The 25,268-nt window shown below is 52.9% G+C and carries 20 protein-coding genes; 10 read left to right on the top strand and 10 right to left on the bottom strand.

Annotated features, from left to right (window positions below; all coding sequences use genetic code 11):
- Positions 1 to 345: 345 nt before the first annotated feature.
- Positions 346 to 1,038 (top strand): PEP-CTERM sorting domain-containing protein, encoded by a 693-nt coding sequence (locus tag FFS57_RS11585; protein WP_137937952.1) that lies wholly within the window; start codon positions 346 to 348, stop codon positions 1,036 to 1,038.
- Between the two features lie 247 nt (positions 1,039 to 1,285).
- On the opposite strand, the gene FFS57_RS11580 is transcribed toward FFS57_RS11585, so the two are convergent.
- The 3 genes from FFS57_RS11580 to FFS57_RS11570 form a co-directional block, all read right to left on the bottom strand.
- Positions 1,286 to 2,422, bottom strand: a complete 1,137-nt coding sequence (locus FFS57_RS11580; protein ID WP_137937951.1) for a hypothetical protein — start codon at positions 2,420 to 2,422, stop codon at positions 1,286 to 1,288.
- A gap of 242 nt (positions 2,423 to 2,664) precedes the next feature.
- Positions 2,665 to 3,816, bottom strand: coding sequence for a hypothetical protein (locus tag FFS57_RS11575; RefSeq protein ID WP_137937950.1), 1,152 nt, complete (start codon positions 3,814 to 3,816; stop codon positions 2,665 to 2,667).
- Between the two features lie 508 nt (positions 3,817 to 4,324).
- Positions 4,325 to 5,209 (bottom strand): LysR family transcriptional regulator, encoded by an 885-nt coding sequence (locus FFS57_RS11570; RefSeq protein ID WP_137937949.1) that lies wholly within the window; start codon positions 5,207 to 5,209, stop codon positions 4,325 to 4,327.
- A 99-nt stretch (positions 5,210 to 5,308) separates the two neighbouring features.
- Between FFS57_RS11570 and FFS57_RS11565 the strand changes: the two genes are divergently transcribed.
- The 6 genes from FFS57_RS11565 (at position 5,309) to FFS57_RS11535 (ending at position 12,822) form a co-directional block, all read left to right on the top strand.
- Positions 5,309 to 6,514 carry an MFS transporter gene (locus FFS57_RS11565; RefSeq protein ID WP_137937948.1) on the top strand — a complete coding sequence of 402 codons (1,206 nt, stop codon included), beginning with the start codon at positions 5,309 to 5,311 and terminating at the stop codon, positions 6,512 to 6,514.
- A gap of 245 nt (positions 6,515 to 6,759) precedes the next feature.
- On the top strand, positions 6,760 to 7,560 hold the full coding sequence (dkgB, locus tag FFS57_RS11560) for a 2,5-didehydrogluconate reductase DkgB (protein ID WP_137937947.1): 801 nt from the start codon (positions 6,760 to 6,762) through the stop codon (positions 7,558 to 7,560).
- 954 nt (positions 7,561 to 8,514) lie between these two features.
- Positions 8,515 to 9,048 carry an SRPBCC family protein gene (locus tag FFS57_RS11550; RefSeq protein WP_137937946.1) on the top strand — a complete coding sequence of 178 codons (534 nt, stop codon included), beginning with the start codon at positions 8,515 to 8,517 and terminating at the stop codon, positions 9,046 to 9,048.
- 294 nt (positions 9,049 to 9,342) lie between these two features.
- Positions 9,343 to 10,086 carry a substrate-binding periplasmic protein gene (locus FFS57_RS11545; protein ID WP_137937945.1) on the top strand — a complete coding sequence of 248 codons (744 nt, stop codon included), beginning with the start codon at positions 9,343 to 9,345 and terminating at the stop codon, positions 10,084 to 10,086.
- 240 nt (positions 10,087 to 10,326) lie between these two features.
- Complete coding sequence (ampC, locus tag FFS57_RS11540; RefSeq protein ID WP_137937944.1) at positions 10,327 to 11,496, top strand: class C beta-lactamase; 1,170 nt, start codon at positions 10,327 to 10,329, stop codon at positions 11,494 to 11,496.
- Between the two features lie 270 nt (positions 11,497 to 11,766).
- Positions 11,767 to 12,822: a haloacid dehalogenase-like hydrolase gene (locus FFS57_RS11535; RefSeq protein WP_137937943.1), complete on the top strand. Its 1,056-nt coding sequence runs from the start codon at positions 11,767 to 11,769 to the stop codon at positions 12,820 to 12,822.
- Positions 12,823 to 13,392: 570 nt separating this feature from the next.
- Here the strand turns inward: FFS57_RS11535 and ycaC are convergent.
- Together ycaC and FFS57_RS11525 are read right to left on the bottom strand one after the other, a co-directional pair.
- Positions 13,393 to 14,019, bottom strand: coding sequence for an isochorismate family cysteine hydrolase YcaC (gene ycaC / locus FFS57_RS11530; protein ID WP_137937942.1), 627 nt, complete (start codon positions 14,017 to 14,019; stop codon positions 13,393 to 13,395).
- A gap of 97 nt (positions 14,020 to 14,116) precedes the next feature.
- Positions 14,117 to 14,989, bottom strand: coding sequence for a pirin family protein (locus FFS57_RS11525; protein WP_137937941.1), 873 nt, complete (start codon positions 14,987 to 14,989; stop codon positions 14,117 to 14,119).
- A 95-nt stretch (positions 14,990 to 15,084) separates the two neighbouring features.
- Between FFS57_RS11525 and FFS57_RS11520 the strand changes: the two genes are divergently transcribed.
- Positions 15,085 to 15,978: a LysR family transcriptional regulator gene (locus tag FFS57_RS11520; protein WP_137938026.1), complete on the top strand. Its 894-nt coding sequence runs from the start codon at positions 15,085 to 15,087 to the stop codon at positions 15,976 to 15,978.
- A gap of 188 nt (positions 15,979 to 16,166) precedes the next feature.
- Here FFS57_RS11520 and FFS57_RS11515 read toward each other — a convergent pair whose 3' ends face one another.
- The 3 genes from FFS57_RS11515 to acnB form a co-directional block, all read right to left on the bottom strand.
- Positions 16,167 to 16,580: a RidA family protein gene (locus tag FFS57_RS11515; RefSeq protein WP_137937940.1), complete on the bottom strand. Its 414-nt coding sequence runs from the start codon at positions 16,578 to 16,580 to the stop codon at positions 16,167 to 16,169.
- 96 nt (positions 16,581 to 16,676) lie between these two features.
- On the bottom strand, positions 16,677 to 17,606 hold the full coding sequence (locus tag FFS57_RS11510; RefSeq protein WP_249383977.1) for a LysR family transcriptional regulator: 930 nt from the start codon (positions 17,604 to 17,606) through the stop codon (positions 16,677 to 16,679).
- A 339-nt stretch (positions 17,607 to 17,945) separates the two neighbouring features.
- Positions 17,946 to 20,534 (bottom strand): bifunctional aconitate hydratase 2/2-methylisocitrate dehydratase, encoded by a 2,589-nt coding sequence (gene acnB / locus FFS57_RS11505; protein ID WP_137937939.1) that lies wholly within the window; start codon positions 20,532 to 20,534, stop codon positions 17,946 to 17,948.
- Positions 20,535 to 20,688: 154 nt separating this feature from the next.
- On the opposite strand from acnB, the gene gcvA reads away from it, so the two are divergent.
- Together gcvA and acnA are read left to right on the top strand one after the other, a co-directional pair.
- Positions 20,689 to 21,570 carry a transcriptional regulator GcvA gene (gene gcvA / locus FFS57_RS11500; protein ID WP_137937938.1) on the top strand — a complete coding sequence of 294 codons (882 nt, stop codon included), beginning with the start codon at positions 20,689 to 20,691 and terminating at the stop codon, positions 21,568 to 21,570.
- 218 nt (positions 21,571 to 21,788) lie between these two features.
- On the top strand, positions 21,789 to 24,488 hold the full coding sequence (gene acnA / locus FFS57_RS11495) for an aconitate hydratase AcnA (protein WP_137937937.1): 2,700 nt from the start codon (positions 21,789 to 21,791) through the stop codon (positions 24,486 to 24,488).
- Between the two features lie 70 nt (positions 24,489 to 24,558).
- On the opposite strand, the gene FFS57_RS25810 is transcribed toward acnA, so the two are convergent.
- A complete protein-coding gene (locus tag FFS57_RS25810) occupies positions 24,559 to 25,059 on the bottom strand; it encodes a PEPxxWA-CTERM sorting domain-containing protein (RefSeq protein WP_249383976.1) in 501 nt (166 codons plus the stop codon).
- Positions 25,060 to 25,113: 54 nt separating this feature from the next.
- Positions 25,114 to 25,268, bottom strand: a 155-nt coding sequence (locus FFS57_RS11485; protein WP_171013860.1) for a transposase, incomplete at its 5' end; no start/stop codon positions are given.

Below are 25,268 nucleotides of genomic sequence, written 5' to 3'. Positions count from 1 at the left end.
GTCATATAAATCATCTATAATACCGATTGCGGTAATATATTGAACATTGGACTCCCACTTCGCTGGCCCAGTGACCACATGGGTTCTGATCGCCCGGACTGATCACGGGCATGTGGCAATAAATGCCCTCAAAACCTGTTCAATACCTGTCATGAACGGCCGCCAGCAGGGTGAAACGCAGCGCAAAAACCGGAATATATGTGTGACATATGAGGATGTTGAGTAGTACATGAGCCCCGATCGCGCTCGCACAAGTAAGACATTGAACATGTTCTCAGACATATTACCGTTAAACACGCTGCTACCTGACCACGGCAGCTTCATCGCTATTTCAAACTGGATAAAATGAAATCAATCGTTAATAAAGCGTTGTGCATCATCACAACAATCGCAGGGATAGGCTTGGCTACACAAGCCAGTGCATTGACCATGCTGGATTTCGAAAACCCGCAATCCGTCGGCTTGAGCGCCATTCCATACTGGCAAGGTAGCGCATTGCCGGATAGCGCGAAAGTGAATCGCCACTTTGCCGATCTGGGCATCGTTGCCGAAAACACAGTATTGCTTGATGGTGGCGTGGGCCATGCTGCATCAGGTCGTTACATGATTGGTGGCATTGGTAGCAAAGGCTTTCTGGATTACGATGCCCCAATGCGCTTCACCTTTGTTTCCACCAAAGATGGCAACAGCCCCATGCTAACGGACTTCTTCAGCATCAATACTGACCGTGCAGGTGGCAGCGGTAATAGCATCACACTATACGGTTATGCGGTGGATGGCAGCTTGATTGGCAAAGTGACACAGGTAGAAGGCGGTGGCAACGATCACCTGGAACTGGCAGGTTTGGGCCTGTTTCATTCAGTCGTGGTCGACCCTAGCCTGAGCAACCCATCCACCGGCGGAATCGGTTTCGACATGCTGACGTTCGGCGACCTGCAGGCATTCATACCCAGCAACAAAGTCCCGGAACCCAGTATCTTATCGCTGGCGGCACTCGGCTTGCTGGGACTGGGTCATTTGCGTCGCAACCGCACATAGCTGTGTCACATCACGAGTATTGCCCAGCCCGCTCTGACCAGCCACCGACACAGACATAACGGCAGTCATGGCAGCCACGCCCGTTCGGCCCCAAGGTATGGCGGATTTTCATCCGCCATACCTTGGGGCCGAATACTTAAGGCAAACAAGGTGTTGAACAGCACATGATCCTGAGGCCCAATCCGAACAGCCTCATATGTGCCATGATGATCATCCATGCAGACAGCCCGCTGATAAACAGCCCCTGCTAGCCACCATGTCCAAGATAGCTGTTGATAGCTAGTACATTCGCCCCAAGTACAACAGGATGCCCTGTCGCAACCGTGGTCGTCAGAGTCAACAAGCCGTCATTGTCAAACTCTGCCTGATTCGATACCACACCTGATTGATTTGGACTGAACAGCGGCCAGGTACCACGCTGCACATTGTCATTGATCAATAGCTGATCCACTGCAGGGAACCGATGCGACGTTGTCACCGTCAGGGTCAACCCATTCACAATCAGTAGCGAACCCACTGCATCCGGCAAAGCGCCATCAGCACCAAATTCATCCTGCCAGTTCGGAAAGGCGTCCGCGGGCCATGGTGGGCTACTCTGGCTGGAATAGGCAAGGTGCAACATCATTGAGCTATACCAGGCCCCTGGCGGAGAAGTCCAGACAGACACCGCATGTAGATTGAGTTGCGCCCGCACGTGACTTGCAGCAAACCCTCGGCTGATTCGGCTGTGCGGACTACTGCCAGCCCAGAGCCCCGGCACACCGAAATCCACCCCCTTGGCCCAGGTATTGCTGACGTCACTGCTGGCAGCCATGCTGTCAAACAACACCGTTGCCGATGGCGCGTTGTAAACCTGGGACATCATCGCCTGATACCCCAGCATATAGTCCACTGGCTTGGCCGGTTGTTCGATATAGGGTAGCAAAGCAATCTGCGCTGTGTTGATCAGTACCATATTCGACAGATCCGCCACCCCCACCGCCATTACTGCCGGTGCCTTCACCATAGCCCAATTACGGAAAAGTGCTGGCAGGGCAGACAACTGCGGAGGTGGATTAATGGTGGCCAGATAAGCCATCCAGGCTTGGTAATTCACCTCGCCGATATCCTGTTCAAACGCAGATTGCGGAAACTGCATTTGCAAGGCAATTGCTTCATATTGATCAAAAAAGGTGTTCCCATCCGATTGGGACTGATTCGCGGTCAGAGAAACCGGTGGTATCTGATTCAAATATGCCCAGATAGCGGCATCTTCAGTTGCCACAGGCACTACCGGGACATTCAATTGAAATGCATTACGGGACAAATGCAAGCTATCCACCACGGTGTTGTACCAACGGTTCTGCAATTGAGTCATCGGATCAGGCTGCAATGGCGTCAACATAGCCTACCTCCCTGTCTGCCAGCCGCATCTGTGTCAGCGAGAGGCAAGCCAGTGTTATTTTTGGAAATTAGCCGCAATGAGCAATTCTGCAGCTTGTGAGATCGTGACAAAGCCTGGCAGCAAAAGCGACCAGGCTCTGTCATACCCGCCGGCGGCACACGGCCGATGCTGGACATGCTCGGATTCAATCTCCCGAGTCTCTCCCTGACAGCATCAACCAGTGCGAGATGGCGGATTTCCCTTTACTTGCGGACCAGCTTCGCCCCTTCAACCGCGTGGCCGACAAATTCGCCTGCTGACAGCACATTCACACCGATCACCACTGGCACACCAGGCTGGCTGCTGATCAACACCGTCATCTGACCGTTGTTGTTGAACGACACTTCGGTATGTGCACCACTGCTGCTGCCCTTGCAGTAGAACGGCCACATGCCGGCGCTGGAATTGTTGCGGATAGTGGTTTGTTGATCGCTGTTGAACGTAGCCAGCGAAGTCACCTGAATACGCATGGTATCGGCCACAATCAGGTTGGCCGCGAAACGTGCCATGTTGCCCGACTTCGGATCGAAGGTATTGCCCCAATTGATTGGTGACTGCGGATTCCAAGGCACGCCACTCTTCTGGCTGTAAGCCTCGCCCATTGCTGACGAGTTGTACCAGTTGCCAGGCGATGCAACAAAGGTCATCACATGTGCAAACGATGCCGATACCGTGACACCGGACGATGCAAAGGTCTGGCTCTCGCTGGACTGATAACTGCTACCGCCCCACAGTCCGAAGAAGCCGCTGTTGCCGCCCTGCGTCCAGCTATTGGATACGTCCGAATTCATGCTGCTGCTTGACAGATCAAACGAGCGGGACGGTGCAACGCTCAGTTGGTTCACCAGTGCGTCGTAGCCAAGGCTCCAGTCTGGTGGCGTACCATTCTGATATGGCATCAGCGCCAGTTGGCCGGCACTGATCGGGTCCAGCAACATTGCCGACAGATCCGATGCACCACGAACCGCCACACTTGGGTAGCGGATCATCGCCCAGTTACGGAACAAGGTAGGCAACTGGTTTGGCGACGGGGCCGGGTTCAGGCTGGTGACATAGCTGATCCACGCATTGAAGCAGACTTCGCCCACATCCTGCTCGAAGTTGTTGGGTGGGCCCTGCAATGCAGACATCATGCCCTGGTAATCACTGAAGAACTGGTTGCCAGCGCTGGCGACATAGTTCTGGGTCAATGAAAATGGCGGAATATTGTTGAAATACATCCACAATGCTTGGTTGTTGCCAGGTAACAGCGGTGTGGAAGGCTGAAACAACTGGAACGGACTACCTGGGGAAAAGCCCAAGCCCTGCGACAATGCATTGTAAAATCCATTTTGCAGGTTGAGAAAGCTATCCATGAACACCTCCTTGTAGGTTTCGGGATACTTCTGTGATTACCGATGCAGTGCCATCTTTTGAACCGCCAACTACATCGGCGAGATTATATTCTTGCTGCCAAACCACCAAAGTCAAGAATTAAATCAACCCAATCACAAATCACCAAAAAACAACAAAAACAAAACACTACAAACAAAAACATATCCACATCAAGCAACTCGTTAAAACCGTTACCCATAGCCAAACCACTAGCAGAAAACTGTAATCCACATGTCAAATATCATTTATTTAACTGTTCAATATTATTTATTTTTTACAACCACAACATTCATTAAGCATGTTTGAGCATATAAATAATTAATTGATTTTAAACAGTGACGTTACGCAGAATTGATAGCCGAACGAGTGAGCCCCTGTCTTGCACGATGAAACCTTCATTGATAGATGGTATTTTCAGGGCGCTGACAGGCCACCAATCCAAACCGACCAGCCCGGTTTTGATCTGTCCATGATTGAGACATCCATGTTTTACAACGGCAAAGCACTTGCCAAGTAGTCCACAAAACAACCGATGCGTGGTGCCAACGCACCCTGCTTGTAAAACACAGCCCAGACCGGTTGTGCCCAAGGTAAGACAGCATCTGCCAGCACAGGCTGAAGCAGACCGGCGTTCAGGTCGCCGCCAATCAGAAAGTCGGCAAGGCAGGCAATGCCCGCACCGTTCAGTGCCAAGTGTCGTAACGTTTCGCCGCTGGATGCGGCAATTGCCGGTTCAATTGACCAACCGGCCTGCTGGCCAGCCATCAACGGCCAAACATTGAGCGATGCCGGACTGGTGAACCCAAGCAACGCGTGTTTCGAAAGCTCAGCAATATTGTTGGGCATTGGATTACGTGACAAATATGACGGGGCTGCCACCAACCGCAAACGGCTTTCCCCCAGTCGCCGTGCATTCAATGTGGAATCAGCCAATGGGCCGATACGAATGGCGACGTCGGCACGCTCTTCAATCAGATCCACCACGCTTTCCGCCCCGATCAGTTCAAGCCGTACCAGTGGAAATTGTCGTTGAAAACCGGCCACCAGTGGTGCAATCAAGTGATTGAGCACCGGGGTAGCTGCATTCACCCGCAACAGACCGCATGGCTGCGACAGACTGGCATGCAGTTGGGCTTCTGTTTCGGCCAACGACATCAGAATCTGCCGAGCTCTGGTCAGCAACCAACGGCCCTCTTCGGTCAGATCCAACCGTCGTGTCGTTCGCGTAATCAAGCTGACACCCAACTGTCTTTCCAAACGGGACAAGGTACGACTGACGCCAGAAGGCGTTTGTTGCAGCTGGGCCGCGGCGGCAGAAAACGAACCGGCATCGATGATGGCGACAAAAGCAATCAAGGCATCGACATTCAGCATTATTGACTCCCCGTCAAAAGTGATTGTCAGTAGAGCGGATTTTTCCCCAGAGAACAAGCAGCCACAATGCCAGCACATTCAATTTCACCGGAGCACACCATGCCTGCCGCCTTATGGGCGCTGACACTCAGCGCCTTTGCCATTGGCACCACCGAATTCGTCATTGTCGGCCTGATCCCAACCATTGCCATCAGTTTAGGGGTATCGCTACCCTCTGCCGGTTTGCTGGTCAGCCTGTATGCGCTGGGTGTAGCTGTTGGTGCCCCCGTGCTCACAGCCCTGACGGGTCGCGTACCTCGCAAACAACTCCTGCTGGGATTGATGGCATTGTTTACCCTGGGCAACCTGGTCGCTTGGATGGCACCCAACTATGAGGCGCTGATGGCGGCACGGGTACTGACCGGTCTGGCACATGGGGTGTTTTTCTCGATCGGCTCCACGATTGCGACTGGCCTGGTGCCCAAGGGAAAAGGGGCCAGTGCAATTGCCACCATGTTTTCCGGCCTGACGGTTGCGCTGGTGACTGGCGTGCCGCTGGGTACGTTCATCGGTCAAAGCTTCGGCTGGCAGGCCACCTTCCTGGCGGTATCGCTGCTGGGCGTGATGGCATTCGTTGGCAGTCTGATTCTGATTCCACGCCAGATTCCGATGACCAAGCCGACCACCTTGTTAGCCCAACTCACCGTGCTGACCAAACCCCGCCTGCTGCTGGTGTATGCGATGACGGCGCTGGGCTACGGCGGTTCCTTTATCGCCTTTACCTATCTGGCCCCCCTCCTGCAGCAAGTGACCGGTTTTGCCGCCAGCAGCGTGGGCTGGGTGATGCTGGTCTATGGTGTATCAGTGGCAATCGGCAACATCTGGGGTGGCAAACTGGCGGACAGTAAAGGCCCGATCACCGCACTGCAGTGCATTTTCAGCCTGCTGGCGTTGGTGTTGCTGGTATTGACCTTCACCGCCCATTCGCCAGTACTGGTCGTTGCCACTGTGTTGGCCTGGGGTGCCGTGGCGTTTGGCAACGTGGCCGGGCTGCAACTGTATGTGGTGAAACAGGCGGAACGCGATGCACCACATGCGCTGGATGTCGCCTCCGGCCTGAATATTGCTGCCTTCAACATTGGCATTGCCGGCGGCGCCTGGGCGGGTGGGCTGATCGTCAACAGCCTTGGATTGCTGGCCACACCCTGGATTGGTGCTGTGGTCGTTGTTGGCGCGCTACTGCTGACCACCTGGGCCGGACGACTGGATCGACAAGCAGGCATAGACCCACGTGGCAAACCAGCCGTTACCGTCACCGCACACTAGCCTGGATATTTCATAAATTGACGCGAGTGCTAGCTTGTCTTTTGATCCATATGAAGATTTTCGTTCTGTCGCGCGTAAGAGCCACTACGCGACGCCTTCACGAAATCTCCCTATGAATCAAAATCCTGCGCCATCACCTCGCGAATTTGCGAAATATCCACACTAGCTTCTGTTGGCGCGGGTTCTCGGCTCGCGACTGTATCAACCGTTACTTGATCCTTTTATCATTACTTGGAGTCCATCACATGAACATACCCCGCATTGGCCTTGGTACGTTCCGCCTGCAAGATCAAGTTGTCATTGACGCCGTGCTCAACGGGCTGGCGGAAGGCTATCGCCATATCGACACGGCACAGGTTTATGGCAATGAAGCGGAGGTGGGCAAAGCCATTCGTCAAAGCGGTGTTGCCCGTGACGCGTTGTACCTGACCACCAAGATCTGGCTCGACAACCTGAGCAAAAACAAGCTGGCCGACAGCCTGAAAGCGAGTCTCGACAAGTTACAGGTCAATCAGGTCGATCTGACGCTGATCCACTGGCCTTCACCCAACAACGACCTCTCCGTTGAGGAATACATGACTGCACTGGCCGAAGCCCAGCAACAAGGGCTGACGCGTGCGATTGGCGTCTCCAACTTCACCCTCCGCCATTTGCAACGGGCCATTGATATCGTCGGTAGCCACGCGATTGCCAACCAGCAGATCGAGATTCACCCATTCTTGCAAAACCGCAAGGTGGTGACCTTTTGCCAGCAGCAAGGCATTCGGGTAACGGCTTACATGCCACTGGCCTATGGCAAAGTGATGGATGAGCCGGTATTACAACGCATTGCCACCCAGCGGCAAACCACCCCGGCCCTGATCTCGCTGGCATGGTTGCTGCAACAGGGTTTGCACGTCATTCCGTCATCAACTCAGCGGACACATCTGGCCAACAATCTGAAAGCCGCCGACATCGTGCTGAGTGACGACGACATGCAAGCCATTGCCAAGTTGGATCGGAACGAGCGCCTGGCCAACCCTGATTTCAGCCCGCAATGGGACTGATGGGCTGACCAGCCAAAGAAATGGGTAAGAGTTGAAAAAAAGCGGCCCGTGGACTTGGGCCGTTCTCCTGGACGAACAACAGCTGTACTCAGCGCATCTTGTTCCACGCCGCAATCGCTTCGGCCCTGGTTGGGCAGATCGTCGAAATCGCTTTGCAATTGCCATCCTTACCGAATTTGATGCATTGCACCCAGCAACGGTTCGAGCCCGACTTCCTCACTTCACCGGGCTGGCCACAACGTGGGCACGGGTTCACTGTATTGGCTTGGGCCACGATGTTTCCTTTCGATGATGCAAATCAGCGCGGCAGTATACGGGGTTATCGGCCCCACTTGCAGTGGCAGGTGAAAATTGCAACGGCCCCCTCCGGAATACGCCATATGATTTGCCATGGCAGCCTGCTCATGGTATCACCTGGCTGCGTTCATCCACGATGCTTGGCTAGCCTGATAAAACCTCACGTTCCTTTTTATGTGACCATCTCGATTAATGCCCCTCTCCTTTCCATCATTTAACCTGAAAGCCACCCCTAAAATATTTATCATACAATTGAAAGACATTCAGGCCTTCATAACACTCCACGTGCACCTTGAAATTCCACCGCAGCGGTGATAAGTTGAAGGCGAATCACAGATAAACTATTAACCTGCTTTATCAGCAAGATACAGAAACTTAAAAATAGATGAACCAACCTATTCCCACTTGACTTGGCAGCGGCGAAGTTTAATCCAAATCATATCCACCCATGAAGATGTTGTTATATTGAATTTGCCACTTCAATGTCAACAACACATCAATAGCTTCATACTATTCATTTAACAAAGTAGCCTCACAACAATCAAAGATGTATCTGATGATGTGATTGATTTTCATTGAAGCCTTTCTCCATATCAGCATGGCATGGCGACCGTAGCCTGCCCTGCACATGATTCAATGTCGAACCAGGAGGAAACCATGTTTCAAACCATCGCAGTCCTCGTCATCGTTGTCATCGCTGTGCTGCTTGTCATGGCCGCAACTAAGCCAGATACGTTCCGTATCCAGCGGGCAACGACAGTCAATGCTCCGCCAGAAGAAGTCTTTGCCCTGATCAACGACTTCCACCGCTGGGGCACATGGTCACCCTGGGAGAAAAAAGATCCCGCAATGAAGCGGACATTTGGCGGGCCACCGAATGGCAAGGGTGCCATCTATGAATGGGAGGGAAACCGCGACGTTGGCAAAGGCAGCATGGAGATCACCGATGTCACCGCCCCATCCAAGGTCACCATCAAGCTGGATTTCGTCAAACCGATTACCGGTCACAACACCGCCGAGTTCACATTGAATCCACATGGGGAAACGACGGATGTAACCTGGACCATGTCTGGCCCGACACCCTTTATTTCCAAGTTGATGCAGGTGTTTGTCGACGTAGACCGAATGGTCGGCAAGGATTTCGAGGCAGGGCTGGCCAACTTGAAAACAGCGGCCGAAAAACAGGGCTGATCAATTTGCTTCTTTTTTGCAATTGACCTGATACCACTTCACCCCGACGGCAGCAAATCCTGAATGGATTGCTGCCGAATCGGCCTTTATCCATCACGATGCCCAGCCTTGATGAAGCGGTGATGTCAGGCAACATTGCCATCATCTCGGCAGCCAAAACAAACATCATTATCTTGCTGTCTGCAGACGCAACCATAGTCAATCCAACCAGAAACCCTGCGCCCAGTGCACTACGCTGAATACTGACATTTCACAATTTTTTGAGCGATATCATTGGGTCACACTGGAATCACCATGCTCCGCCAAGTTGGCATCATCGGCGTTGCGTTGGCTGCACAGCTCTCCTGGGGGCGGGATATCATGCTGTGCGGGGTTGAATGGGCACCGTTCACCTATACTGACAAACAAAAGATTGTCAGTGGCGGTACCTTTGCCATGTTGACTGAAGCATTTCGTCGGCTCGGACTCCGCTTTCAAGCCAATGAACTCCCCTGGCCCCGTTGCCTGGAGTATGTCAAATCAGGGCGTTACGATGCGGTGATAGACAATGCGCCATCACCGCATTTCATCAGTGGCCAACACCCTACGGGCAACTACCCACTTGGCGTCTATGTGCTGGATACTTTTCCACAAACCACATTCAGCTGGTCGGCCATGCAAGGCAAAACCATCGGCATGGTCCGTGGTTACGACTACACAGCCAAAATTACCAGCTTCAAGGGCTGGCACCCTAATTACGCCACCACGGATGAGGACATGCTGCGCAAGCTGGCACGGCACCGCTATGACTACGTTGTGCTGGACCCATATACGGCTCCCATTCTTGCCGAACGGCTACAGATCAAAATCCGGGTACTCACCCCCTTGCTCGACTCCACCAAGCTCTATCTCACCTTCAACAAGAATAAGCGCGAACTGGCCGCCGCATATGATCGGGTTGTCGGCGAGATGATCAAAGATGGGACACTGGAAAAGATTTACAAGGAACAGATGCCATATGGTTATCAGGCCATCATGCAGATGTCCGTCAGCCCCTGAACCAATCATGTGGCACAGATCTCGTTACATGTGTTACGACACCAGCAGCCTGTCCGCAACCCATCCACTGCTAAGATTTGCAACCATAGGTTTACAGCTTGTCCGTCTTCAGTGACCAAGCGATGGTCTATCTGTGCACGTCTCTCCATGTGTTTTCAGGGCCGCCTATGCAGTGGTACCGACCATCGATAACACATCAAACCACTGTATCCGACCAACTATTCAACTTCGAGTAAAAAGATGAAACCTTCAAAGTGGTTGCCCTTGCTGACCGCCCTATTCCTCGCAAACAGTCAGGCTGCTGACAATACCGACCCAGCCAACCTGCAAGACACCATTGTCAAAGCCATCCAACCGATCATTCAACAATACGCGATCCCCGGTATGGCCGTCGCCGTGACGGTAGATGGTAAACATACGTTCCACTATTACGGTGTCGCTTCAAAAGATACCCAGCAGCCCATCAGCAGCGACACGTTGTTTGAAATCGGCTCAATCAGCAAAACCTTCACCGCCACCCTGGCCGCGTATGCAAGTGACACTGGCAAACTGTCATTCTCAGACACTGTCAGCAAACACCTGCCTGCATTACAGGGCAGCCAATTTGACAACATCAGTCTGTTGCATCTTGCTACCCATACCGCTGGTAGCCTGCCACTGCAGGTGCCCGACAAAATCAACCATATTGATCAGTTGACGGCTTATCTGAAACGCTGGCAATCCGACTTTGCTGCTGGCACCCATCGCAACTATTCCAATGTCAGCATCGGTCTGCTGGGCCTGATCACGGCCAAAAGCCTGAATCAATCATTTGAATCCGCCATGAGCCAACATGTATTCAGCAAGCTGGGCCTGACCAACACCTACATCACCGTACCCACAGCCAAGATGAGGTTCTATGCACAGGGCTATACCAAGGCCGATCAACCGATACGTTTGCAACCTGGATTATTGGGGACTGAGGCCTATAGTATGAAAGCCAGTGCGGCAGACATGATTCGCTTCGTCGATGCCAATATGCAGGTCAACAAGATTGATACCCCCCTGCAACGCGCCATTGATGCCACCCATACTGGCTATTTCAAATCAGGCGACATTACGCAGGACCTGATCTGGGAACAGTATCCTTACCCAGTGAAGCTGGAGCAACTCCAGTCAGGCAACGGTGACACCATGATCTTCAATGCCAACCCAGCCACCCAGTTGACACCACCGCAGCCACCGACAACGAATGCACTCATCAACAAAACCGGCTCCACCAACGGCTTTGCAGCCTATGTTGCCTATATCCCCGCCAGGAAAATTGGCATCGTGATTCTGGCCAACAAGAGCTACCCCATTGCACCACGATTGATTGCAGCCAACAAAATTTTGACCCGACTGGATAGCATGGCCAACACAGGGAGATAAACTGACCGGAGCAGGTCAACAGCCATAGCAAACTGCTTGACCTTGCATTTTGCCAGCCATACCACAACATTGGCCTTCTATTACCAATCACTTGTTTCTACGGACACCTGCACACTGCAGCGTGTCCGCTTCAACATTTAAATTAATCAATTCGCAATTGATCAACTCTATTCAATCTCAATTCAATACATATCAGATACTTTTAAAAATCAAATCTGTCATTAGAATAGTGGACCTCCCAATCGGGTTCATATAAGAAGAAAGCCATTTATGTCCATTCCCTCCCGCCTTGCGTCCCTTGTCCTGCTGACTAGTTTGAGCCTGGGCGCCCACGCCACCGATCTGAAACACTGGCCAACTGAAGCGGCCAACAAGCTGAATGTCCTGATCAAGCAACATGCCAACAAAGGCGCCTATGCCGTATTCGATATGGACAACACCAGCTATCGCTACGATCTGGAAGAATCCCTGCTACCGTTTTTGGAAATGAAAGGTGTGCTGACCCGCGACAAACTTGACCCATCGCTCAAACTGATCCCGTTCAAGGATACTGATACAAGCAAGGAAAGCCTGAATTCCTACTATTTCCGCCTGTGTGAAATCGACGATCTGGTCTGCTACCCCTGGGTTGCCCAGGTGTTTTCCGGGTTCACCCTCAAAGAACTCAAAGGTTACGTGGATGAACTGATGGCTTACGACAAGCCCGTTCCCATCCAATACTACCAGGGTGACAAGCTCGTCAACGGTACCGTCAATCCGCCCAAACCCTTCGCGGGCATGCAAGAGCTGTACAACAAGCTGCAAGAAAATGGTATCGAAGTCTATGTGATGACTGCCGCTAGTGAAGAACTGGTCCGCATGGTCGCCGCTGACCCGAAATACGGCTACAACGCCAGGCCGCAAAACGTGCTGGGTGTGAATCTACTGCTGAAAGACCGCAAAACCGGCGAGCTGACTACATCTCGCATGCAGATCAAAAAGGGCAAATACGACCAGGCCCGCAATCAGCAACTGGAACTGACTCCATACCTTGTTAACCCAATGACCTGGTACGAAGGCAAGCTTGGCACCATCCACGGTTGGATCGATCAATGGAAAAAACCCATTCTGGTTGGCGGTGATACCCCATTGTCAGATGGCTATATGTTATTGAACGGTGTGGATGTAGAAAAAGGCGGTATGCGCCTGTGGGTCAACCGCAAAGCCAAGTACATGCCACAAATGCAAAGTTGGTGGGAAGATGCAGCCAAGAAACAGGCTGCATTGAGTCAACCCGTTACTGCCGACAAAAACTGGGTGATCGTGAAACCCGAAGAAATCCAGTAACACAGCCTGAATCAATCCCGCATCCAAGAAGCTGCCTGGTGTAGTGTTTCACTTTTCTTGAGACATAAAAGTGTGTCCTTCATGCCGACTCTTCGTTACAAATCCTCGCCATAGCTCGCTATTGATGTGGTTTGCGCCTCGGTTCGTCGAGAAATCCATCACTTTTATCAGTCGCAATCTACGTGAAACACTACACTAGGTAATGCCATCGCAATTTGGCAAGTATCATGTTGAGCATGGGCACGGAATTTTCGGCCGTCGCCGTCAGCACCTCGTATCCTTAGCCAGCCGCCGAAAACTGCTCAGCCAGGCAAACGCCCGCTTCCCCACCGTTTCAGTAACGGACAAAGCCATCCTTGATCTTGTGAGTGTCATGCACGTTGGCCGCATGAACCTGCACATGGCGCAAATGGCTCATCCTCTCCGCCACGATTCATGTTCAGGCACGCTGGATGCTCTCGTAGTTCAGTTTTCAAGACAGCTTCCCAGTATTTGCTAAAGAAAATGGGATACAGATCCATATGGATCTGTATCCCATCGCTTAGTCAAAATCTAAATTAGAAATCGATTTCACGCTTTAGCATTTTGTGCACTGAAACTAGTCATCAGATTCCGATAGTCCGGAATGTGATTGGCAAACAAAGTACCAAGCCCTTGCACATCGTTACGCCAGTCGCGATGCAACTCACCTGCCAGCCCGAACCAGCTCATCAACTGTGCACCGGCTGCTGACATACGATCCCATGCTGCTTGGCGAGTGATGTCGTTGAACGTACCGGATGCGTCAGTCACGACGAAAACGTCGTAACCCGCTTCCAGTGCGGAGAGTACCGGGAAGGCTACACATACTTCAGTCACCACACCGGCGATGATCAGTTGCTTTTTGCCAGTTGCCTTGACTGCGTTGACGAAGTCTTCATTATCCCAAGCGTTGATCTGACCTGGGCGAGCAATGAAGGGCGCTTCCGGGAAGAGTGCTTTCAGTTCGGGCATCAGCGGGCCATTTGGGCCGTTTTCGAAGCTGGTAGTCAGAATGGTCGGCAGCTTGAAGTACTTAGCGAGATCAGCCAACGCCAGTACGTTGTTGGTGAATCTGTCCGGCTCGATATCACGCACCAACGAGAGCAAACCGGCTTGATGGTCAACCAGCAATACGGCCGCGTCGTTTTTATCCAGTCTTTTATAGGTTGTTGACATGAGAAATTCCTCTTTATTAAGTTAACGTGGGGTTGAAATTGCGCCACACATCACAATGTGGCACGGAAAAAGATGAAACAAAAATAGCTTTCGTGAGTTACGCAGGTTCGGCGAGACGGCCAAATGCACCTTGTCTCAGGTCGTACATGGCCTGACGAATTTCTGCCTCGGTGTTCATGACAAAAGGCCCCTGCCCCACAATGGGTTCATCAATCGGTGCGCCGCTGAGTATGAGAAATACCGCGTCAGTATTCGCCTGCAGTGTGAATTCCTCACCCGTCTGGCTAAGCATTGCAAACTGGCCTTCATTTACCACCGATGTTGCGTTAATCAATACCGAGCCATGTAGCAGCACCAATGAAGTATTGCGACCAGAAGGAACGGGGAATGTAACTGTATTGCCTGCCTTGACCCGGACATCCCAAACATCCATTTCGGTGAAGGTATGTGCTGGCCCACGGGCAGTACCATATTGACCGGCAATTACCCGCAACTGCCCAGCCCCATGGGGAAGTGAAATGTTGGGAATATCGGCATTCAACAAGTTTTGGTAACCAGGGCGGTCCATCTTGTGCTTCGCAGGCAGGTTGACCCAAAGCTGTACCATCTCCAGGTTTCCACCTGATTGCGAGAACGGTACTGAATGAAATTCTTCATGCATGATGCCCGAGGCAGCGGTCATCCACTGCACGTCCCCCGGTCCAATCACGCCCCCAGCACCGGTTGAATCGCGGTGTTGAAGTTCGCCCTGATACACTATTGTAACCGTTTCCATTCCTCTATGGGGATGTTGTCCAACACCTCGTTGCTGGCTGGTTGGCGCGAAGTTTGCCGGGCCTGCGTAGTCCAACAGCAGGAAGGGACTGATATGTTTACCAAATGCGTGATATGAGAACAATGTCCGGACCGGAAAACCATCCCCAACCCAGTGTGGATGCGGTGCGCTGTAGATGCCAAGAACTTGTTTCATGATGTGCCTCCTGTTGATGGAGAAATATTAATTTCGCAACACTGTTCGCGCTAGACCTGTAAAATCGACCTCAGTGTTCTATTTTGTGAACGATGATGGATGACCTGAACGATCTGTTTTATTTTGCGCAAGTCGTGGAGCATGGCGGCTTCGCACCAGCAGGCCGGGCTTTGAACATGCCCAAGTCAAAGCTCAGTCGGCGCATTGCCTTACTGGAGGAGCGGCTGGATGTACGTTTGCTGAATCGCTCCACCCGGCACTTTTCAGTCACGGAAACCGGCCAGGCGTTTTATAGCCGTTGCCAGGCCGTACTGGTTGAAGTGGAATCCGCCAGAGAAGTGATTGAGCGCACCAAGTCCGAGCCCCAAGGCGTCATCCGGTTAAGCTGCCCAACCACGTTGTTGCATTACCGGATTGGTGAACTGGTCGGCCAGTTCATGGTGGATTATCCGAAAGTGACGGTACTACTGGAGGCTATCAATCGGCCGGTTGACGTGTTGGCAGAAGGGTTGGATATTGCGCTGCGGGTTCGCTTTCCACCACTTGAAGACAGCGATCTGGTCATGCGCCATCTGGCTGATAGCCCGCAACGGCTGGTGGCCAGCCCATCATTACTTGAAAAATATTCCACCCCCAAACACCCTGCTGACCTGAATACCTTGCCCAGCCTGGATTGGGGAACGCATCGTGAGCATTGCTGGCAATTGAACGGCCCTGATGGCGCCAAGGCGCGGGTTCTGTATCAACCCCGCTATGTTACCGATGACATGACTGCCTTGAAGCGGGCCACTTTACGCGGCGTGGGTGTTGTCCAACTACCCTGTATGGTAGTGGAAGACGAACTGGCCAGTGGCGAACTGATCGATATTCTGCCCGACTGGACACCCACCACCGGTATCGTGCATGCGGTATTTCCGTCCAGGCGGGGGCTGATTCCAAGTGTGCGCGTGCTGATTGATTACCTGGCTGATCACATCAAAAACCCATAACAGCACGGACATAATCCCTCTGACGTTGTCCACGCCCCTAAAAAAGCCTGACTGACAGGCTGTTTCTGTACGGGGCAAGACATGTTCGTCTGCCCAATTAAGTTCACCCGCTATCTGGCTCGACCGACGGAATCAGGCATATTGTGCGGCAACATATGGAGTATGGCTTTTGAGATAGTCGATGGGTATCAAGCAACTGACTGTTTTGATACTTTCGCCACCGCTTCAATTTCAATTAACGTATCCGGTGATGCCAAAGATGCAACTCCAATCCCAGTCAATGCAGGGCGCGATACCCCCAAATACTTGACGAGTACCGGGACAACTTTTTCCATGTGATCGCTCAGTTCTCCCCTGACATAGACACGCAACTGCAGTATCTGATCGGCAGAAGCGTTTGCCGCAGCCAATACGGCAAGCAGGTTTTTTGCAGCGGCTTCTGCCTGTACTTCGATACTGCCATTTTTGACCTGATAATTGGTGTCCCAATCGACCTGCCCTGAAACAAACACCAACCCACTGTCTGTTTCAATCGTAGCCTGAGACATGCCAAATGGCGCACCATCATAAAGTGTGGTTGGATTGATATGTTTGATACTCATGAGTGCCTCTGAAATCGGTATGGAAACGTTCGGTCAGCGTACCGATACAGGTAGACCTGATCCATCAATACAAGCTTGTTACTGATACAAGCCTTGCTATGTTGACCCAATAAAGCATTGACCAACTCTATCAAGCAACCATTTCAGAAATGGATCGCTTTTGGCACTGGGGTGATACGCCGCCACGACTTCATATCCCGGAGGGTACTTCTCCAGTGGGATGTCAAACAACCCGTCACACGGCAAAAGACGGGACGGAAGAAATCCCACCAGATCTGACTGTTTCAAGTATGCTTGTGCCATAAAAAATGAGGGTACCGAGAGCACCACATTCCGATGAAACCCCTGCTGTTCAAACCAGGTGTCTGCCGACCCCTTAAAGCTGGCGATGCCTGGTGATGTGACGACAAAGTCATGTTTCACAAGCTCCGCCAGCGACAGACAATCGCCAGACAAGATAGCCTTATCCGCTGAAACACAGCGGTACCTCTCGAAAAACAAGGTCTCTGAAATCAACCCCTCAGGCACATATCCACTCACTGTGAATGTCAGGTCAATTTCACCTTGATGCATCTTCCTGATTAAATTGGCACTTTCAATATTGGTGACAATGACTTTCACCTTTGGCGCAGATGCTCTCAGATCCTTGATCAACTCTCCCACAATGACCTTTTGTGTATAGTCGGTTGCAGATATCACCAATGTCCTTTCCATCCTGCCAGGCAGAATGGAATCAGGTAGTGGTATTTCATTGAGGTGAATCAGCACCTTGAGAACATGGGGTTCAATCAGCTTAGCGTAAGGCGTTGGTACCATACCATGCCCGGTTCGAACAAACAGGTGATCCCCCAAAACCACTCTTATTTTCTTGAGTTGAAGGCTGATTGCCTGCTGAGAGACACTGAGATATTCCGCAGCCAGGGATATGTTTCCAAACTTATATAAAGCATCAAGGGTTCTGAGATGATTGATTTCGAGCTTCTCGATCACGCCTGCCTCACTGATTACCTTGGTCAATTTTTCCAACTAAAGCCCAATGCTTGAACTTTACCCTTCCGACTGGCTTTACCCGATTAAGGCACTATTTGAAAAGTGGACCATTTTCCTACTGCGCTACGCTGGCTCAGCAAACTGCCAATGTCAGCATTGCAACCCACAGCAACCGTTTGCCATGGACTCGTTCCTGCTATTCACCCAGCAAATCATCCCTCATCACAGCCATTCAACATTCGTTTGAAGGCATTCAACTATAAAATTCGGTGACGGCCTTCACGCATATCACCACCGATAGTCAATGATCACAGCAATCAAAACAAAACGACCCGCTTATGCGGGCCGCTTCATTTGCCAATGGCCAGTAGCGTGTTACTTCACTGCAACGGTATCAGCGACATCTTGATACTCTTTGATCTCGTTGAAGTTCATGTAACGGTAAACCTGATCGGCATTCTTGTTGATCACACCGATGTTGGCCATGTATTCCTCATAGGTCGGGATTTTGCCCAGCATGGAGCAGACCGACGCCAATTCGGCGGAGCCCAGGTACACCCGGGTATCCAGGCCCAGACGGTTCGGGAAGTTACGGGTGGAAGTGGAGAACGCGGTGGAGCCCTTGCGGATTTGTGCTTGGTTACCCATACACAGCGAACAACCTGGCATTTCCATCCGTGCACCTGTGCGGCCCAGCACGCCGTAGTGACCTTCTTCAGTCAGCTGTTGCGCGTCCATCTTGGTCGGTGGCGCAACCCACAGGCGAACCGGGATGTCGCTCTTGCCTTCCAACAGCTTGGAAGCTGCACGGAAGTGGCCGATGTTGGTCATGCACGAACCGATGAACACTTCATCGATCTTGTCGCCAGCAACCTCAGACAACGTCTTCACATCATCTGGATCGTTCGGGCAAGCAACGATCGGCTCCTTGATGTCAGCCAGATTGATCTCGATCACTGCAGCGTAATCTGCATCGGCATCCGGCTGCAGCAGTTCCGGCTTGGCAATCCAGGCTTCCATCGATTTGATGCGGCGCTCCAGGGTGCGTGCGTCAGCGTAACCATTCGCAATCATCCACTTCATCAGGGTGATGTTGGACTTCATGTATTCGATGATCGGTTCTTCATCCAAATGCACAGTACAACCGGCTGCGGAGCGCTCTGCAGATGCGTCGGACAGCTCGAATGCCTGCTCAACCTTCAGCTTTGGCAAACCTTCAATTTCCAGGATGCGGCCGGAGAAGATGTTCTTCTTACCCTTCTTCTCAACAGTCAACAGACCCGCCTTGATCGCATACAGCGGAATCGCATTGACCAGATCGCGCAGGGTCACGCCAGGCTGCATTTCACCCTTGAAACGGACCAGTACGGATTCCGGCATATCCAGCGGCATAACTCCGGTAGCAGCAGCAAACGCCACCAAACCAGAACCAGCCGGGAAGGAAATACCGATCGGGAAGCGGGTGTGCGAATCGCCACCGGTACCCACGGTATCCGGCATCAACAGGCGGTTCAACCAGCTGTGGATCACACCATCACCCGGACGCAACGCAACGCCGCCACGGCTGGAGATGAAGTTTGGCAGTTCATGGTGCATCTTCACATCAACAGGCTTCGGATACGCTGCAGTGTGGCAGAAAGATTGCATGACCAGATCAGCCGAGAAACCCAGGCAAGCCAGATCCTTCAGCTCGTCGCGGGTCATCGGCCCAGTGGTATCTTGCGAACCCACGGTCGTCATCTTCGGCTCGCAGTAAGTACCAGGGCGCACGCCCTTGCCTTCTGGCAGACCACAGGCGCGACCAACCATCTTTTGTGCCAGCGAGAAGCCCTTGCCGGAATCTGCAGGATCGTGCGGCAGACGGAATACGGTGGAAGCCGGCAGACCCAGTGCTTCACGCGCCTTGGCAGTCAGGCCACGACCGATGATCAGCGGAATACGACCACCAGCACGGACTTCATCCAACAACACATCAGACTTCAGTGCGAATTGGGCAATCACTTCACCGTTCTTCTCAACCTTACCTTCGTATGGGTAGAAGTCGATCACATCGCCCATATCCATTTTGCCCGCATCCACTTCAACAGGCAGTGCACCAGCATCTTCCATGGTGTTGAAGAAAATCGGCGCGATCTTGGTGCCGAAGCAGAAACCGCCAAAGCGCTTGTTGGGTACGAACGGAATGTCGTCACCAGTGAACCACAACACCGAGTTGGTTGCCGACTTACGGGAAGAACCGGTACCGACTACGTCACCAACGTAAGCAATCTGATGGCCTTTGGCTTGCAGTGCAGCCAATTGCTTGATCGGGCCGATTTTACCTGCTTCATCAGCCTCAATACCAGGGCGCGGGTTTTTCAACATCGCCAATGCATGCAGCGGAATGTCAGGGCGGGACCACGCATCCGGCGCTGGGGACAGGTCATCGGTGTTGGTCTCGCCAGTCACCTTGAACACGGTCAGGGTGATTTTCTTGGCCAGTTCCGGACGGTTGGTGAACCATTCAGCATCTGCCCACGATTGGATCACTGCCTTGGCGTGTGCATTGCCCTTGTCGGCCAGTTCCTTCACATCGTGGAAGTAATCAAACATCAACAGGGTCTTTTTCAGACCTTCTGCAGCGATGGCGCCTACAGCAGCATCTGCCAGCAGCTCGATCAACGGCTTGACGTTGTAGCCACCCAGCATCGTGCCCAACAGTTCAGTTGCTTTTTCACGGCTGATCAGCGGGCAAGCTTCAGTACCGAATGCTACGGCGGCCAGGTAAGAAGCCTTGACCTTGGCAGCATCATCCACACCCGGCGGTACACGGTTAGTGATCAGATCGACCAGGAATTCCGCCTCGCCAGCCGGCGGGTTCTTCAGCAGTTCGACCAGATCGGCAGTTTGCTGCGCATTCAGCGGCAGGGCGGGAATCCCAAGCGCCGCACGCTCGGCAACATGTTGGCGATAAGCTTCAAGCATGATGTTGACCTTCAATTTGATGGTTGATCGGCATTGGCTTGCCTACGTGCGAATGCAGTGCAGCAAAGCCTTTTAATCGGCGTGTAGATTACGCCCATACGCTTAGATACACAAACGAGTAATTGCCACATCCCTTGTGAGTTAAAATCACAGGATGAACAATCATATCCCTCCCCTCAACGCGCTGCGAACTTTCGAGGTAGCAGCTAGGTTAGGCAGTTTTTCCGCAGCAGCGAACGAGCTGTTCGTCACACATGGTGCTGTGAGCAAACAGATCAAGCAGCTGGAAGACTGGCTTGGCGTCAAGCTGTTCGAACGCACCGGTCGCCGCGTCAAACTCACCGATGTCGGCTGGCGCTATCTGGTACAGGTGCAGGATGGCTTGGACATCATCGCCAACGCCACCGCGCAACTGATGCAACCCAATGTGCAACGCCGGCTGGTGATCAATTCCACTCCAACGTTGGCCATGCACTGGTTGCTACCACAGTTGCCGCAGTTTCAGCAGCAGTTTCCAGATATCGAACTGCGACTGATGACCTCCGATCGCGACGTGGGTCGACTGGAAAGCCCATTCGACATTGCCCTGCGACGTTGGCCCGGCGACTGGCCAGGCTATATCGCCAAACCGTTTCTTGAAGAATGGGAACTGCCCTTGTGCAGCCCAACCTTGCTGGCGCGGCTGCCAGTGACTATCCCGGCCGATCTTGCCCGACACACGCTATTGCAAGCTGACACCCGCCCCACCGCCTGGCAACGCTGGCTGACCTTGGCAGGGGTACCGGATCTGAAACCTGCCCGTACCCAACACTTTGATCATTTCTACCTAGCCCTGCAAGCCGCCATGGATGGCCTCGGCGTGGTATTGGGGCCATTGCCGATGATGCAATCGGAAATCGCCACTGGCGGACTGATCGCCCCACTTCCCACCCCACGTGTACCAGTCCGAGGCTATTGCTGGGTGGTGCCGCGAGCAATGATGAACGACCCAGCCATCGAGGCGTTTTGCCAATGGCTGGAGAACAGTGCCAAATAAACACCAAGCTATTGATTTTATAGCCCTGACTAGCCACCACACGCAAACTGAAGGCAACCTATAATGGGGCATGGCGCAAAATCCGCGCTTGAAATTCCTTGAACAATCCCCATACCCAGCTATCCACACGGTTGGGCCACCCGACTGAGTTTGATCTGCCATGCAGACAGGGTCATCGAGCAGGCCGGTTATCTCCCGTCCACCTTTCCGGAGTCATCATGCGCCACAACCTTTTCAATACCCGTCAGATCCTGACGATTCCCGCAGCCCCCCCCCTCGCTTATTATTCGCTACCCGCACTCGAAGCCGCCGGTATCGGCCCAGTCTCGAAGCTGCCAGTATCGATTCGTCTGGTGCTCGAATCCGTACTGCGTAACTGCGATGGCAAAAAAGTGACCGAAGCCCATATACGGCAGTTGGCCAACTGGCAGCCCACTGTCGAGCGAGTGGATGAAATTCCGTTTGTGGTAGCGCGCGTGGTCCTACAGGATTTCACAGGCGTTCCTTTATTGGCCGATCTGGCCGCCATGCGAAACGTGGCACACAGCATGGGCAAGAACCCCAAAGTCATTGAGCCGCTAGTCCCGGTGGATCTGGTGGTCGACCATTCCGTGATGATCGATCATCAAGGCAGCCCGCAAGCCCTGCGCCTGAACATGGAACTGGAGTTCCAACGCAATGCCGAGCGCTATCAGTTCATGAAATGGGGCATGCAGGCGTTTGATACATTCAAGATCGTACCACCTGGCATTGGCATCGTGCATCAGGTGAATCTGGAATATCTGTTCCGGGGCGTGCAGATTCGCGATGGCGTGGCATTCCCGGATACCTTGGTCGGCACAGATAGCCATACCACTATGATCAACGGGGTGGGCGTGGTTGGCTGGGGCGTGGGTGGCATCGAAGCCGAAGCCGGCATGCTCGGGCAGCCGGTATATTTCCTGACACCGGATGTGGTTGGCGTAGAACTGAAAGGCAAGTTGAATGAAGGCATCACGGCGACTGATCTGGTCCTGACTGTCACTGAGCTGTTGCGTCGTGAAAAAGTAGTAGGCAAGTTTGTCGAATTCTTTGGCGAAGGTGCTGCCAGTCTGACCGTGGTCGACCGCGCCACCATCGGTAATATGGCCCCGGAATATGGCGCCACCATGGGCTTTTTCCCAGTCGATGAAAAAACCATCGACTATCTGCGTGGTACTGGCCGACAGGAGCAGGAAATCGCGACATTTGAGGCCTACTTCAAAGCCCAGGGCCTGTTTGGCATGCCCAAAGCAGGTGATATCCAGTACAGCAAGACACTGCAGCTTGATCTGTCCACCATTGTGCCTTCACTGGCCGGCCCCAAGCGCCCGCAGGACCGCATTCCGCTGCCAGCAATGAAAGACAGTTTCAACACCCTGTTCAGCAAACCAGTGGCGGAAAATGGTTTCAATCAACCAGCCAACAAGCTTGGTGAACGACATGCCACCAAAAAGGAAGGCATCGACGTTGCCAGTGGCGATGTGCTGATTGCAGCCATCACCAGTTGCACCAATACCTCTAACCCTGGTGTGTTATTGGCCGCCGGGTTATTGGCAAAGAAAGCCGTTGAAAAAGGCCTGACGGTCAATCCACGCATCAAGACCAGCTTTGGCCCTGGTTCTCGCGTGGTGACCGAATACCTGAAGGAAACCGGCCTGCAACCCTATCTGGACCAACTTGGTTTCAACATTGCCGCCTATGGCTGTACCACCTGTATCGGCAATGCGGGCGACTTGCTACCTGAAATCAATGAAGCCATCACCGGTCATGACCTGGTCTGTGCTGCCGTGCTGTCTGGCAACCGCAACTTCGAAGCACGCATCCACCCCAACCTACGCGCCAACTTCCTGGCCAGCCCGCCACTGGTGGTCGCGTTTGCCATTGCCGGGCGCGTGAACATCAATCTGGATCAGGAACCCTTGGGTACCAGCAAGGAAGGCCAACCCGTCTACTTGCGCGACATCTGGCCAAGTAGCGATGAGATCCACAAGCTGATGCATTACGCCATGAACCCGTCCGTGTTCCGGGCACTTTATGGCGATTTCACCAAGGATCATGATCTATGGAATGCGATCCCCGCCCCCACCGGGCAGGTCTATTCCTGGCCAGCCTCCACCTATATTGCCAGACCACCATTCTTTGATCAGTTTGGAATGCAGCCCGGCAGCATTGGTAATATTGTGGGCGCCAAACCCTTGTTGATTCTAGGCGATTCGGTCACCACCGATCATATCAGCCCGGCGGGTAGCTTCAAGCCAGTCACGCCAGCCGGCAAATGGCTGCAGGAACAAGGTGTGACGCCGCTCAATTTCAATAGCTACGGCTCGCGCCGCGGCAACCATGACGTGATGGTGCGCGGTACATTTGCCAACGTTCGCGTGAAGAACCTGATGCTACCACCAAAGGAAGACGGAAGCCGTGTGGAAGGCGGTTTCACGGTGCTGGACGGGCAACAGACGACGGTATACGAAGCGGCACAAGCCTATCAGCAACGCGGTGTTCCTACGGTTGTCTTTGCCGGGGAGGAATATGGCACCGGCTCCAGCCGTGACTGGGCCGCCAAGGGCACACAACTGTTGGGAATCAAGGCCGTGTGTGCAAAAAGCTTTGAACGCATTCACCGATCCAACCTGGTTGGCATGGGCGTACTGCCGTTGCAGTTCAAAGGCACGGACAGCGTCGAATCGCTTGGCCTGACCGGCGGTGAAACCTTCGACGTGATCGGTGTCACTGCTGATTTGAAACCACAGCAGGACTTGACTCTGGTGATCACTCGCGCCGATGGCAGCAAGCAATCCATTCCGGTACTGTGCCGCATCGATACGCCAATCGAGGTGGATTACTATAAACACGGCGGCATTCTGCCGTATGTGCTGCGTGAATTACTGAGCGCCTAAGCAAAAACGGGCCGCCTGCCATCAGTCAGGCGACCCGTAAAACCCACCACATCAACACAGTCCTAATACATCAACCAATATCCGCCATCGCACGGCGACGCTTGCGGATGGCAAAACCCACCACCCCCAGGCCAGCCAACATCATGGCGTAGGTTTCTGGTTCAGGTACGGGCTGTCCCCACTGGGCATTGGCGATATTGACGCGGGAGAAATCCGTCAACATCACATCCATGGCGGAATTGCCAAAGTTCTCGAAGGACACGAACATGCTGCCGGTTCCTTCGGCAAAACTGCCAATATTGCCACCTGGACGAGCGATTTCAAACGCATCGAAACGACGGGTTTGAGAACCATCCGACGAAGGGGCAATGGCCGATACTTCCAGGCTGGAATAAAAATTGAACGCCGGATCGTAGATCGATTTCGGATTATTGCCTGCCTTATAGCCATAGTGCAGCATGATTTCCAAACGCCCAGCCCCCATTAACGTGAAGTGGCGGGAGAATGACGAAATGCTTTGCAAGCCGGCCGCAAATGGCAGCTCACCCAATGACACTTTCTGGGTGATCATATTGCCATCTGTGGCCGAAGAGGCTGAATACTTCCCTGCGTTATAAGAGCCTGTTCAAAGTCTTTTGAGCAATAGAGCCAAGAAGGCGAGATGGATGAACTGCAAGCTGGTATTCAACTGCCGCTCACAGTTCTTCCACAGCCGCCGATGTTTTTCCAACCAAGCGAAACTGCGCTCTACAATCCAGCGTTGTGGCATAACCTTAAATG

This window comes from Chitinivorax sp. B (assembly GCF_005503445.1).
GTDB lineage: Bacteria > Pseudomonadota > Gammaproteobacteria > Burkholderiales > SCOH01 > Chitinivorax.
Note: the sequence above shows the minus strand (reverse complement) of the source record. Positions and strands in the feature narration are given on the sequence as shown.

Excerpts from the sequence above, each read along its gene's own strand:
- FFS57_RS11585 (WP_137937952.1), top strand. The coding sequence starts at position 346 with ATGAAATCAATCGTTAATAAAGCGTTGTGCATCATCACAACAATCGCA.
- FFS57_RS11580 (WP_137937951.1), bottom strand. The coding sequence starts at position 2,422 with ATGTTGACGCCATTGCAGCCTGATCCGATGACTCAATTGCAGAACCGT.
- FFS57_RS11575 (WP_137937950.1), bottom strand. The coding sequence starts at position 3,816 with ATGGATAGCTTTCTCAACCTGCAAAATGGATTTTACAATGCATTGTCG.
- FFS57_RS11570 (WP_137937949.1), bottom strand. The coding sequence starts at position 5,209 with ATGCTGAATGTCGATGCCTTGATTGCTTTTGTCGCCATCATCGATGCC.
- FFS57_RS11565 (WP_137937948.1), top strand. The coding sequence starts at position 5,309 with ATGCCTGCCGCCTTATGGGCGCTGACACTCAGCGCCTTTGCCATTGGC.
- dkgB (WP_137937947.1), top strand. The coding sequence starts at position 6,760 with ATGAACATACCCCGCATTGGCCTTGGTACGTTCCGCCTGCAAGATCAA.
- FFS57_RS11550 (WP_137937946.1), top strand. The coding sequence starts at position 8,515 with ATGTTTCAAACCATCGCAGTCCTCGTCATCGTTGTCATCGCTGTGCTG.
- FFS57_RS11545 (WP_137937945.1), top strand. The coding sequence starts at position 9,343 with ATGCTCCGCCAAGTTGGCATCATCGGCGTTGCGTTGGCTGCACAGCTC.
- ampC (WP_137937944.1), top strand. The coding sequence starts at position 10,327 with ATGAAACCTTCAAAGTGGTTGCCCTTGCTGACCGCCCTATTCCTCGCA.
- FFS57_RS11535 (WP_137937943.1), top strand. The coding sequence starts at position 11,767 with ATGTCCATTCCCTCCCGCCTTGCGTCCCTTGTCCTGCTGACTAGTTTG.
- ycaC (WP_137937942.1), bottom strand. The coding sequence starts at position 14,019 with ATGTCAACAACCTATAAAAGACTGGATAAAAACGACGCGGCCGTATTG.
- FFS57_RS11525 (WP_137937941.1), bottom strand. The coding sequence starts at position 14,989 with ATGAAACAAGTTCTTGGCATCTACAGCGCACCGCATCCACACTGGGTT.
- FFS57_RS11520 (WP_137938026.1), top strand. The coding sequence starts at position 15,085 with ATGGATGACCTGAACGATCTGTTTTATTTTGCGCAAGTCGTGGAGCAT.
- FFS57_RS11515 (WP_137937940.1), bottom strand. The coding sequence starts at position 16,580 with ATGAGTATCAAACATATCAATCCAACCACACTTTATGATGGTGCGCCA.
- acnB (WP_137937939.1), bottom strand. The coding sequence starts at position 20,534 with ATGCTTGAAGCTTATCGCCAACATGTTGCCGAGCGTGCGGCGCTTGGG.
- gcvA (WP_137937938.1), top strand. The coding sequence starts at position 20,689 with ATGAACAATCATATCCCTCCCCTCAACGCGCTGCGAACTTTCGAGGTA.
- acnA (WP_137937937.1), top strand. The coding sequence starts at position 21,789 with ATGCGCCACAACCTTTTCAATACCCGTCAGATCCTGACGATTCCCGCA.
- FFS57_RS25810 (WP_249383976.1), bottom strand. The coding sequence starts at position 25,059 with ATGATCACCCAGAAAGTGTCATTGGGTGAGCTGCCATTTGCGGCCGGC.